Here is an 11,725-nt window from a genome sequence, read left to right on the forward strand (position 1 = left end):
CGCTTGAACTCTTCATCAAAATGCTGACGGATATCGCCCATGACACACCTCGACCTTTTCATTTGTTTTTATTGTAACAGGTCGCTGATACAGCGTGTCTACTTTCTAGTCTACAAGCATTTTGCGACATCTGTCAGCTGTAAGCGGGTTTTTCAGTCTTTCAGCGCGATTCGCTTCACTTTTCCGTGCTGTAACACGACATTTCCGTCTTACGGCAATAGCTGAAGGGGATTCTGCGACATCTTGTCAGCTGTAAGCGGGTTTTTCAGTCTTCCAGCGCAACTCACGGCACTTTTCCGTGCTGTAACACGACATTTCCGTCTTACGGCAAGTGAGTGCCTCGATTGGCCTTCTCTACAGTTTGATTATTTGCGAGCTGGCGAGGCGTCAAGATGGTGGTTTGACTGTTTCGCACCGCGCGCAGCTGCAGCTCCCAGCGCACGGTGTTTCGCTGCATGACGGCGGTCGGTTGACCACGATATTACAGTATTTATCAGAATTTAGCAGCATTTAGCAGCATTTAGCAGCATTTAGCAGCATTTAGCAGCATTTAGCAGCATTTAGCAGCATTTAGCAGCATTTAGCAGCAGTTGGTAGCAGTTAGCAGCAGTTAGTAGCAGTTAGTAGCAGTTAGTAGCAGTTGGTAGCCGCTGTGGATGGAGTGTGAGCGATTTGCCTGCCTGTTGCAACATACATATAAAAAACCTGCAAGCTATCGGTATGACCGACTGCTTGCAGGTTTTTTGTTAGGCTGCTGACGATTAATATGTCATTTATTATATCGATAAGTTCATGAAGCAAGCGGCGGAACATTTGAACCTAATAGTTGACGTTGGGCGTGTACTTATTGCCTGCATTCCACAGCAAGTATTCTTCAACCTTCGTATCGCGAAGCGCTTTAATTTGAGCATCCAATTCGGCTTTGCCGTATTTGATATAGTGTCCTTTGCCTAGCCAGCTTGCCGTGAAGTCTTGAATCCACGGTCTGATGATCGGCTTATAGGAGCCAATAGGATCAAGCTTCTTATGGGTGTCAATCATGGAGCCCTTAATGACAGCGTAAGGGTCCTTATCAGGGTCCTTCACGTCGAACCAGCCGGTGCTGTAATGGCTTGGATATACCATTGGACTTATTACGTCGACACGCTTGGATATTTTGACAAAATCCTGGCCGATTCCTTCAGCTGCCGGCACGGATGCAGCATATCCGAATATGTCGACCGATACGCGGACGCCAAGCGGCTCCAATTGCTCCTTCGCATAGTTGACGAAGCCGGTTACTGCGTCTACACGGCTTTCGCCTGTCTTGGTGAAGACAAGTGAATCTGCCTTATTCTCGAACCCTTCCGGGAATCTCACATAGTCGAATTGTATTTCCTTGAAGCCAAGCTTGGCGGCCTCCTTGGCGACAGCGATATTGTAATCCCATACTTCCTTCATGTATGGATTGACGAAGCTTTCCTTTCTCCCATTCTGCCACACGGATCCATCCTTGCGGGTAAAGGAGAGCTCAGGATGCTTGCGAGCCAATACGGTGTCCTTGAATACAACAACGCGGGCGATGGGGTAGACCTCATGCTTCTTCAATCGCTCCATTAATGCGCTCATATCCTTAATGTACTTCTTTGCTTCGCCCAGCTTGAGCATATCGGCATTCTCAGTCGGATACGTAATATAACCGTTATCATCCTTGATATCGATAACCATACTGTTCAATTCAGTGTCATCCATTAGCTTGAGCAGTGTCTCCATTCGGGAACCGCCTGCGCTGTGCGCGGTGACATATACGCCCTTCACTTTAGGCGCGTCCGGCTGAGGGTCCTTCTTCATTGGAGCCGTTCCCTCACCTGGCGCTTGCTCTCCGCCTGGCTTGACGGGAGTTCCGTCTGGCGTTTGAACGATGGCTGGCGGCTGGCCTGGCAACTGACCTCCGGCACCGCTTCCAATCGTGGCAGGATCAATGCCGGTAATCGATTGAAACATTAATAACATAAATGATAGTATAAATTCCATTATTCTGCTCTCTCCCTGTTTGCTCTGTACTCTAGATTATAAAGCAGATCGTTGAAGAGGCACAGAGGTATTTTGTAGGATTTTACACAGTTAGGCTGCTGGGAAAACATACCGAAATGAGAATGGTGGGCAAAAAGAAGAGCGAGAACGGAATCCGTTCTCGCCCACCTTGTAATATGACTATTGCATAAGCACTTCTTTTTGATACTCGCAAATACTGTGCTGCACAATCTCCATCGCATCCTGCGGCTCCAGCAGACCCAATCCATCTCGCAGCACAATTGAAAGGTTCAGCTCACGCTGCGTGAGAAAGGGCACAAGCTCGGGAACCAGTCTTTCTACGATCCGCGATAGTTTTACTGTTTCCATATCCATGTTGCATCACCCTTTCATCGTAATGGAGGGCAAAAACTGTATGGCATGAAATCTTTAACCTCGGGACAGTTATATTATAGCAGTAGCCACCGAAAAAACCTAGAGGCAAGCAAAAAATCCATGTATGCCGGGGAGACAGCTATCCAGCCTGCCGTTATTGCGAGGGTCTTCGAAAGTCCCCCATAATTCCGACTGTTTCCACAATATTGACAAATGCTGTGGGATCCGTTTTTTTTACGATTTTGCGCAACTCCACTAATTCATACCTTGTTGTTACGGTCATTAGCATATCATTCTCAATATCGGAATAACCGCCGCGTGTCCGTATGACGGTTATTCCCCGCTGGAGGGGGAGCAGGGCGATACGGAGTGCCTCCGAACGGCTGGTTATGATGAAGGCGGTTATTTTGACGTGGCGAATATGCAGCAGATCAATGATTTTGCTCGATGTAAAAATAGACAGAAGGGAGTACAGCGCAATATCCCAGTCGCCAGTCATATATCCAAGGACGGCAATGATGCTGCCGTTGAGGACGAAGATTAACATGCCTACGGAGATATCCCGTTTGCGTGTCAGCATGGAGGCAAGAATATCGACGCCGCCTGTAGAGGCGCCTTGGCGAAGCGCAAGGCCAGTTCCCGCGCCGACTATAACACCGCCGAATATTGCGCCAAGGGCAAGATCAGAGACGATCGGAGCAATAGGTATAAGCGACATCGCGACAGTAGTTGCCACAACGGACACAATGCTCCAACCGACGAAATGAATGCCGAGCGACTTCCAGCCCCATAATAAAATCGGAATGTTGAGCAGCAGATAAAGCCAGCTGATGTGGAAGCCTGTCGCATATCCGATAATCATCGTTACGCCTGAAACGCCTCCACTTATCATGCCATGAGGGATGATAAGCTGGTTGAAGCCGAATGCGATCAGCAGGGCGCTGAACAGCATAATTATAGTTGTGAGAGCCTGTCTCATAGGGTTTCACCTCGCCATTATTGGTTAACCTAAAGCTAGAAGCTGATTGAAATAGTATGGCTACTTTAACCTTACTGGTATTCGGAAAGGTAACTGTGCTATAATGAACTGTATATTTTTCTGTAGGATGCAGATAGAAGGAGTTTGAAGAAGTTTGAAAACATTTGCTGAATTCGGCTTGGAAGCCAAAGTGCTGCAAGCTATCACGGAGCTGGGATTCGAAGAATCCACTCCAATTCAAGACAAGGCCATTCCAATTGCGCTCTCCGGCACTGATTTGATCGGTCAAGCACAAACGGGGACAGGCAAGACGGCAGCATTCGGAATACCGCTCATCAATAAGATACCGGTTACCGAGGAGCGTATTGTCGCTCTGATCATGACGCCAACCCGCGAGCTTGCGATTCAAGTTGCGGAAGAGATCGGAAAGCTTACACGTTTCAAAGGACTTCGTTCATTGCCGATTTATGGCGGGCAAGAGATCGGTCGTCAAATTCGCGCGTTGAAGAAGAAGCCTCAAATCATCATCGGTACACCTGGACGGCTGCTCGACCATATCAACCGTAAGACGATTCGTCTTGATGACGTGCAAACGGTAGTGTTGGATGAAGCGGACGAAATGCTGGATATGGGCTTCATGGATGACATTACGTCAATCCTGTCGCTCGTGCCAGAAGCTCGTCATACGATGCTGTTCTCGGCTACTATGCCTGTTAATATTCAGAAGCTGGCACAACAGTTCCTGAAGAATCCGGAGCATGTGTCAGTAATTCCTAAGCAAGTAACTGCGCCATTGATCGACCAAGCCTACATCGAAGTTCATGAGCGTCAGAAGTTCGATGCACTTAGCCGCTTGCTGGATATGGAATCGCCAGAGCTTGCGATTATTTTCGGTCGTACGAAGCGTCGTGTCGATGAACTGAGTGAAGCGTTGCAGAAGCGCGGCTATACAGCTGACGGACTGCATGGCGATCTCTCGCAGAACCAACGCGATAACGTTATGCGCAAATTCCGGGACGGCAGCATTGACGTACTGGTTGCAACAGATGTTGCGGCTCGTGGTCTTGATGTATCGGGCGTAACGCATGTTATCAACTTTGACCTTCCACAGGATCCTGAGAGCTACGTTCACCGTATCGGCCGTACAGGTCGTGCAGGTAAAGAAGGAACAGCGTGGTCCTTTGTGACGCCTCGCGAGATTGATCATCTTCATTTCATCGAGAAGGTTACTCGTCAGAAGATTTCCAAGAAGCCGTTGCCTAGCATTGCGGAAGCAATCGAAGGCAAACAGCGTGTTACGGCTGAGCGTCTTATTGAGCTCATACAGAACGAAACGATTAATGAGTACAAAGCGATTGCGATTCAATTGCTGGAACAATACGATTCCGTCAATTTGTTGGCATCTGCGATCAAGCTCATTACCGGGGAGAAGAAGGATGTCAACATTGAGCTGACTCCTGAAGATCCGATTCGTGCGAAGAAGCGCAGACCGGATGTTCGTACGAACGGTCGTCGTTTCTCTGGCGGACCATTCGGCAGCGGCAACCGCAGCGGCGGCGGCCCACGCGGACGCAGCGACAGCAACCGTGGCGGCGGATATAACCGCAGCGGAAGCAGTTCCGGCTCAAGCAGCGGTGGATATAACCGTGACCGCGATCGTGACGGACAAGGAAGAGGCCGCAGCAGCGAAGGACGCAGTGAAGTGCGTCGTCCACGCTCTGACGGATAAATAATGGAGAACCGGGGTCGTCCCACAGCTGATCATCAGCTGGGGTGCCCCGGTTTTTTTGAGAAATGAACACAATGCAAGGATGACTTGGTTCAATACTACAGAGGAGGAACAGGGCAATGGAAATGAAAGGAATGATGGGTGGACTTTACAAAATATCCGAATGGATCATGCGATTGTTCGTCATTAACATAACATGGATATTATGCTCAGCACCTTATATCCTTCTGTTAGGTCCTGTTTTCACGACAGCAACAGAAAGTCATGGAATTGCATTGATTCTTTCAAGTATTGTCGCCCCGTTCACGCTATTCCCTGCTACTGCAGCAATGTTCGCTGTCGCTCGCAAATGGGTAATGGGCGAGACAGATGTACCGCTGCTCCGCACCTTCTTCCGAGGTTATAAGGAAAATTATAAGCAGAGCATGATCGGCGGTATCGTGTTTGTGCTCTTACTCGGTATTTTGATCGCAGATATGAAAATTTATTGGACTGAATTGCAGTCCTTGAAGTTTGTCTCGTACCTGTTTATCGGCTTGCTGATTCTCATATCGGTATCATTGATTAATTTCTTCTCCATGGTTGTTCATTATCATATGAAGACGAGACATCTGCTGCGGAATGCAGTGCTGCTTACAATAGGCAGACCGATTCGGACACTATCGACGATCGTGATGTGCGGAGTCATTATATTCATAAGCTTCAGCTCGCCGAAATTAATGTTTATTATCCCATTCTTCTCAGGAAGTCTTATCGCAGTCATCGCCTTCTGGAACTTCTACAGTATTTATTTGAAGCTCCAACTGCAGGCCGAGAAAGCGGCGGAGGCTGCTGCTGAGGCGGAAGCGGAGAAGGTGAAGGATGAGTCTGGCGAGAATGAGACGCAAGTGGTTTTGACGAAAGGCCCAGAGGGACAGGATTCCAGTAAATAGCTGCTTGGCTTCCGTTTACTTTTAATCCAGATCGGACTATAATAATGATATATCCTGCGATGCTCGTTACGGCTAACGCTGTTTTGAACCAATGGCTGTTTCACGGGAGATCAATATTGGAGCGCGGCTGACATGCCCTCGAAAAGGGATCTCAAAAACGTTCCTGCGGTCACCCACCTGCGAGAGCGGGTTCAGAAACAATGAAGTCGGACGGCATTGGCGGGTTACAATCAATCACAAGAAAAGGGGGCAACCCCTTTTTTTTATATGGTGCTGTATGGTATGATAACTTTTAGTGTACATAGACGTCTGTGAGGGGGAGATCAACTTTGTTGAAGCGCACCCTAATTGGGTTGCTGCGCAGTCATGAGCTGACTGGCGATAAAGCAAAAGATCCGTTGCTTAAATCCCATTTTTATAAAATGCCCAAAGAGAAGGCATGGGTAGAAATCATCTCCACATTGAAAAAAATGCAAGGCATTAGGGTGCTTCATGAGGTTCCGAATGTCGGGGAAATTGTGCTTGAGAAACGGACTGTAACAGGCAGGACGATGGATATTACGGTTTCCGTTATCGCCATTAATCCCGTTACAACGGCAGTCGACATTTACTCTGCCTCGCGCGGTTCTTTCGGTGACCTTGGTTCTAATTATCGCATCATTCTTATGATTTATCGCACACTTGATAACAAGCTGGCTGCTCACAAGATCACCGGTCCATAACAATACAAAAAGCGAGGAAGGCATGCCTTCTCTCGCTTTTTGTATGCAGGCACTATGTGCTCTGCTTGTATGTAGCTTATACGAGCGCTTTCACCGCATTAATCGCATTCTCGTAGTTAGGATGCTCTGTCATCTCGCTTAATACTTCAACGTATTGGATCGTATCATTAGCATCAATAACGAAGATTGCACGCATGTCGAGGTACAGGTCTTTAATTTGAACGCCGTATGCTTGTCCGAAGCTGTTCGTTTTGTAATCAGAGAGCATGACAACCTTGTCGATGCCAGCGGCGCCGCACCAGCGAGCTTGAGCGAATGGAAGATCAGCGCTGACAGTCAGGACAGCAACATTGTCACCGAGGTTGCCAGCTTCTTCGTTGAAGCGACGGGTTTGCGCATCACAGACGCCAGTATCGATGGAAGGGACGACGCTAACGAGCTTTATTTTACCAGCGAAGTCTTTCAGGGATACGCTCTCTACAAGCGATTTGTTCAGTTGGAAATCTGGAGCTTGATCGCCTTTCTTCAGCTCAGGACCAACGAGTGTAATCGGGTTGCCCTTCAAAGTAGCAACGCCTGTACGTTCTTGTGCCATTAGGGAACTGCCTCCTTAGTAATATGTGGTGGATACCATGTTTATTATAATCGTAATGAATTGCTAATGTCCAATCAAGGCAAAGGAGTGATGGTATGATTTTTTTGAGATATGAGAGCTTTGGTCAATATTTAAGGCAATATCCTGTAACTGCGGCGATTATCGCGATCAACCTGATTGTGTTCGCAATCGACGCGCTGAATGGTCGTGTGCTGCTGGATAATGGTTTTTTTCATAGTGACCGCACTTATGATCCCTATGGAATGATAGAGCCTTGGCGGTACGTTACGGCGGTATTCCTGCATTTGGACTTTGAGCATCTGTTCTTCAATATGATATCGGTGCTGATTTTTGCGCCTCCGCTTGAAAGGATGCTGCGTCATGTCCGTTATGCAGTGTTTTATCTCATTTGCGGTATTGCAGGCAACTTTTTCAGCGCTCTCGCAGAGCCGATCACAGCAGGAGCAGGCGCTTCAGGCGCGATCTATGGATTATACGGGGCTTACCTGTATTTGGCGACAATGAAGAAGACGCTTGATCAGGCGTCAAGGAAGACCGTCTATATGATCCTCATTATTGGTCTGCTGTTCTCGATATTCGTGCCGGGAATCGGCTTGTGGGGACATGTAGGAGGATTGTTTGCCGGATTCCTGTTCGCCTACGGATATGATTGGTACTTAATGAAACGCAAACGATAACTTCATCTCGCTAATATAGAAAAGGGGGACGACATGGAGCTCAGGCAATTATATTATTTTGTGAAGGTGGCCAAGAAAGAGCATGTAACACAGGCGGCAGAGGAGCTGCATGTTGCGCAATCTGCGGTAAGCCGGCAAATCCATCAGCTGGAGGAGGAGCTTGGCGCGAAGCTTTTTCTGCAGAAGGGACGCAATCTCCAGCTTACTCCTGTTGGGCAGCTGTTCATGAAGAGGGCAGAAACGATTTTGCAGGATCTGGAGCGGGCAGTGACAGAGGTACAGGAGTTTCTTGACCCTGAGAAGGGGGAGATACGGCTGGGTTTCCCGCATAGCTTGGGTATTTCGCTCATTCCTGCTGTCGTATCCGCTTTTCGCAAGCTGCATCCTAATGTGAAGTTTCGTTTCAAGCAGGGGATGTACCCTTCGCTCATTCGGGATGTGATCAGAGGGGAGGTTGATCTTGCTTTCATCTCTCCTTTTCCGGAGGAGCATGATCATATTATCGGTGAGAAGGTGCTTACGGAGGAGCTGTTCGCGATACTGCCGCCGAATCATCCACTTGCCGGTGTAGAGGCTATCGAGCTGAACCAATTGAAGGACGAGACGTTCGTACTGTTCAGTCCCGGCTACTCGCTGCGCCCGATCGTGTGGGATGCTTGCAAGGAAGCGGGCTTTACCCCTAGTATAGGGTTCGAGAGCGAAGAGACGGATACGATCAGAGGGCTGGTAGCTGCTGGCATGGGAGTAAGCCTGTTGCCCGAGATGGCGCTCTATGCTACAGGGCCGTTGCAGCCCGTGAAGGTTGCGGTGCGATCGCCGCGTGTTACGCGTACAATCGGTCTCATTCATCGACCGAATGAGAAGCTGCCGCTAGTAGCGATTGCGTTTCAGAAGTTTTTGCTTAACTTCTTCGGGTGCAATGGCGAGGCGGCTGGTGAAAAGTGCTGGCCAAAGGGATGAATCGGCGCGTTGGTGATGCGGCTGCTGGCTGTCATTAAAGGCCCGATATTCGTAATCGCTGTCTATAATAAAGCCTCTTACGGTGGATTTGCTTGCCGTAGGAGGCTTATTTGTGCTTGCCGCTTAGGGAATAATAAGGAGGATGATATATAAAGGAGGAATCGCATTGGACTTGCACAATGACTCCGATAGGAAGCCTTCAGCTGTCAACTATAGATGGCAGCGGCAAAAACGTGTGTTTGCAGTATTGATGGGCATGAGTGCTATTCTAATGCTCTTTATAGTGAGACTTGGCTGGCTGCAGTTGGCGCCTTCTGCGCCCGCAGTCAATCTTGGGACGAATAATATGCGTCGTGAAGCAGTCGCGCAGCGCGAGAAGTCGTTGGAGCTCGATAGCGGGCGGGGGGATTTCGTTGACCGTCATGGACAAGCGATGACAGGAGAGTCCTATCGAGCGCTGGCGATCTTTCCTCTGCAGGAGCGGGCTCGCGGGGATGCGACAGCTATTGCGAAGCTGGCTGCTGCACTGAGCGTTCCGACAGATGAGCTGAAGCGGTGGATGAGGGAGCTGCAAGCTCCGTCCTTCTGGCAAGGCAAAGGAGAATCAGTCCCGCATCGATTAACAGCTGAGCAGCTTGGAACGATTGGGAAGCTGCGAATTGGCGGCGTCCGTGTGATGCCTTACCGCAATCGTTATCCAGGCTCATATCAGGCCATGCATGCCATTGGGTATGTGAGCCAGCATCCTGAATGGTTGCGTATCCGGTATGCCAGTGAATTGGCGGCTGGCAGGATGAAGCTTACCGACAGAATCGGCGGAGCCGGCCTTGAACGATCATTGGAGAGGCTGCTGCGCGGAGTTGGGCCGACGATAGCTTCCTATTATACAGATGGGGCTAATAAGCCGCTTAACGGTCTGGATATGCGTTTGCTCGGACCGAGTAATCCCTACTACCCGCTGCAAATTGTTACAACAATTGATCTGGCCCTGCAAAATGAGATTGAAGCCTACGTTGATGCAAGTGGTCTGGATGAGGGAGCGGTCGTTGTGCTGGATGCTGCCAATGGCGATATCATTGCAATGGTATCGCGGCCGCAGCTATCCCCCTCATCGCTTGGAGCCAAAGGCACAGACACTGCAAATCATGCTATTCGAGCCGTGGCGCCAGGCTCAATCTTCAAGCTGGTAACTGCGGCAGCCGCGCTTGAAGCGGGTTTAACGGAGGAAGAAGAGCATTTCGAGTGCGATGGGGAATATGGACGGTACGGCCTTCATTGCTGGAAGGAGGGCGGCCATGGCCGCATAACCATGCATGAAGCGCTCGCACAATCATGCAATATTGCCTTTGCGACCATTGCAGAGCGATTAAGCGCAAGGGAGCTGTCTGCGGCTGCGGACAAGCTTGGCATTGGCCGGCTAGTTGGCTGGGCAGAGCCGGAGAGGTTTGCCCCTTTGGGCCGGCCATTGAGGCTGCTGGAGGAGGAGGAGGCAGGCGGATTATTTGCCTCCATCCCTGTTCGCAGAGATGGAGGCCAGCTGGCGCAGACAGGCATCGGGCAGCGTGATGTTAGGATGACGCCCCTGCAGGCGGCGAATTTGATTGTGACGCTGCTGCATGAAGGGCGCGTCAATGCGCCGCGCCTGGTGAGTGAGATCCGCTATGCCAACGGCCAGCGGATGGTTGCGCTGCCACAGCAGGCGGCGCCGTCGCAATACGGGCGCATAGCGCCGGAGACGGCTCGCGCGCTGCTGCGCGGGATGGTGGCGGTCGTCAGCGATGGAACAGCGCGGTCGATTCGCCAAGGCACTTGGGCAGTGGCCGGCAAATCCGGCACTGCCGAGACGGTTCGGTCCGGAATCGCTCGCAGCCACCAGTGGTTTGCGGGCTACGGCCCGGTCAACGCGCCTCGCTACACAGTCGCTGTATTGGCGGAGAATCGTCCGCCAAATACAGCGAATAAGGCTACGGCGCTGTTTCGCGGCATCATGGACCTGCTCGCCGCGCACGAAACAACAATGGGGCGCGGACATGGGAACGCGCCTTTCTGATGCAGAAAAGCAAACCTTGTGGACACCAACCTGACTTCCTGAGACAGTAAGATAAACAGTAAACATGCCAATAAGTCAGCAAACACGTCTAAAGTCAGTAAATATGCCTAAAAGTCAGTAAACACGTCTAAAGTCAGTAAATATGCCTAAAAGTCAGTAAACACGTCTTCAATAGGCAGTAAATGAGAGTTAGGAGGGGTACATTCTATTTTCATATCAAGACAGGTTGTTGAAAAAATCACTCCAGATATTCGCTGTATATGCGGAAATAACAGGTTACAGCAGGGAAAAGCTGAGCGAGGCGAGCTGTAAAGCTGAAAAACCTTCTTACAGAAGCCAAGGCATCGCAGAATGCACTCTGGCTATCTCCCTAAGGCGGAAATACCGCGTTACAGCAGGGAAAAGCTGAGCGAGGCGAGCTGTAAAGCTGAAAAACCTTCTTACAGAAGCAAAGGTATCGCATAATGCTCTTTGGCTATCTCCCTAAGGCGGAAATAACGTGTTACAGCAGGGAAAAGCTGAGCGAGGCGAGCTGTAAAGCTGAAAAACCCTCTTACAGAAGCCAAGGTATCGCATAATGCTCTTTGGCTATCTCCCTAAGGCGGAAATTGGACCTCTGTCAAGAAAGTAGACACCAACTAACGTTGCTTACAAATGCTTTTATAGTACTCA

Annotated in this window: 10 protein-coding genes and 1 other RNA gene; 7 read left to right on the top strand and 4 right to left on the bottom strand. The window is 49.7% G+C overall.

All coding sequences use genetic code 11. The features are described from left to right. Positions 1 to 819: 819 nt before the first annotated feature. The 3 genes from L6H65_RS26075 to L6H65_RS26085 all read right to left on the bottom strand — a co-directional run bounded on the left by L6H65_RS26075 (position 820) and on the right by L6H65_RS26085 (position 3,367). Positions 820 to 2,013, bottom strand: coding sequence for a putative glycoside hydrolase (locus tag L6H65_RS26075; protein ID WP_236347584.1), 1,194 nt, complete (start codon positions 2,011 to 2,013; stop codon positions 820 to 822). Positions 2,014 to 2,193: 180 nt separating this feature from the next. Beyond that, entirely contained in the window at positions 2,194 to 2,388 is a 195-nt protein-coding gene (locus L6H65_RS26080; protein WP_236347587.1) for a hypothetical protein, read from the bottom strand. A gap of 154 nt (positions 2,389 to 2,542) precedes the next feature. Continuing rightward, positions 2,543 to 3,367, bottom strand: coding sequence for a YitT family protein (locus tag L6H65_RS26085; RefSeq protein WP_236347591.1), 825 nt, complete (start codon positions 3,365 to 3,367; stop codon positions 2,543 to 2,545). A 154-nt stretch (positions 3,368 to 3,521) separates the two neighbouring features. Between L6H65_RS26085 and cshA the strand changes: the two genes are divergently transcribed. The 4 genes from cshA (at position 3,522) to L6H65_RS26105 (ending at position 6,750) form a co-directional block, all read left to right on the top strand. Continuing rightward, positions 3,522 to 5,096, top strand: a complete 1,575-nt coding sequence (cshA, locus tag L6H65_RS26090; protein WP_236347594.1) for a degradosome RNA helicase CshA — start codon at positions 3,522 to 3,524, stop codon at positions 5,094 to 5,096. A 119-nt stretch (positions 5,097 to 5,215) separates the two neighbouring features. Beyond that, entirely contained in the window at positions 5,216 to 6,028 is an 813-nt protein-coding gene (locus L6H65_RS26095) for a YesL family protein (RefSeq protein ID WP_236347597.1), read from the top strand. A gap of 48 nt (positions 6,029 to 6,076) precedes the next feature. Further along, a non-coding RNA gene (gene ssrS / locus L6H65_RS26100) (6S RNA) lies at positions 6,077 to 6,258 on the top strand. A 99-nt stretch (positions 6,259 to 6,357) separates the two neighbouring features. Continuing rightward, on the top strand, positions 6,358 to 6,750 hold the full coding sequence (locus L6H65_RS26105; protein WP_236347601.1) for a DUF1499 domain-containing protein: 393 nt from the start codon (positions 6,358 to 6,360) through the stop codon (positions 6,748 to 6,750). A gap of 76 nt (positions 6,751 to 6,826) precedes the next feature. On the opposite strand, the gene tpx is transcribed toward L6H65_RS26105, so the two are convergent. Continuing rightward, on the bottom strand, positions 6,827 to 7,345 hold the full coding sequence (gene tpx, locus L6H65_RS26110; RefSeq protein WP_236347603.1) for a thiol peroxidase: 519 nt from the start codon (positions 7,343 to 7,345) through the stop codon (positions 6,827 to 6,829). 95 nt (positions 7,346 to 7,440) lie between these two features. On the opposite strand from tpx, the gene L6H65_RS26115 reads away from it, so the two are divergent. From L6H65_RS26115 to L6H65_RS26125, 3 genes are all read left to right on the top strand, one after another. After that, positions 7,441 to 8,043 (top strand): rhomboid family intramembrane serine protease, encoded by a 603-nt coding sequence (locus tag L6H65_RS26115; RefSeq protein ID WP_236347606.1) that lies wholly within the window; start codon positions 7,441 to 7,443, stop codon positions 8,041 to 8,043. 33 nt (positions 8,044 to 8,076) lie between these two features. Continuing rightward, on the top strand, positions 8,077 to 9,003 hold the full coding sequence (gltC, locus tag L6H65_RS26120; RefSeq protein WP_236347609.1) for a glutamate biosynthesis transcriptional regulator GltC: 927 nt from the start codon (positions 8,077 to 8,079) through the stop codon (positions 9,001 to 9,003). Positions 9,004 to 9,169: 166 nt separating this feature from the next. Then, positions 9,170 to 11,053 (top strand): peptidoglycan D,D-transpeptidase FtsI family protein, encoded by a 1,884-nt coding sequence (locus tag L6H65_RS26125; RefSeq protein ID WP_236347611.1) that lies wholly within the window; start codon positions 9,170 to 9,172, stop codon positions 11,051 to 11,053. Positions 11,054 to 11,725 lie beyond the last annotated feature (672 nt).

The organism is Paenibacillus plantiphilus, assembly GCF_927798095.1.
In the GTDB taxonomy this organism is placed as follows: domain Bacteria; phylum Bacillota; class Bacilli; order Paenibacillales; family Paenibacillaceae; genus Paenibacillus_Z; species Paenibacillus_Z plantiphilus.

What these genes read in the sequence shown, in the direction of transcription:
- L6H65_RS26115 (WP_236347606.1), top strand. Translation starts at nt 7,441, where the DNA reads ATGATTTTTTTGAGATATGAGAGCTTTGGTCAATATTTAAGGCAATAT.
- L6H65_RS26095 (WP_236347597.1), top strand. Translation starts at nt 5,216, where the DNA reads ATGGAAATGAAAGGAATGATGGGTGGACTTTACAAAATATCCGAATGG.
- L6H65_RS26085 (WP_236347591.1), bottom strand. Translation starts at nt 3,367, where the DNA reads ATGAGACAGGCTCTCACAACTATAATTATGCTGTTCAGCGCCCTGCTG.
- L6H65_RS26080 (WP_236347587.1), bottom strand. Translation starts at nt 2,388, where the DNA reads ATGGATATGGAAACAGTAAAACTATCGCGGATCGTAGAAAGACTGGTT.
- tpx (WP_236347603.1), bottom strand. Translation starts at nt 7,345, where the DNA reads ATGGCACAAGAACGTACAGGCGTTGCTACTTTGAAGGGCAACCCGATT.
- gltC (WP_236347609.1), top strand. Translation starts at nt 8,077, where the DNA reads ATGGAGCTCAGGCAATTATATTATTTTGTGAAGGTGGCCAAGAAAGAG.
- L6H65_RS26075 (WP_236347584.1), bottom strand. Translation starts at nt 2,013, where the DNA reads ATGGAATTTATACTATCATTTATGTTATTAATGTTTCAATCGATTACC.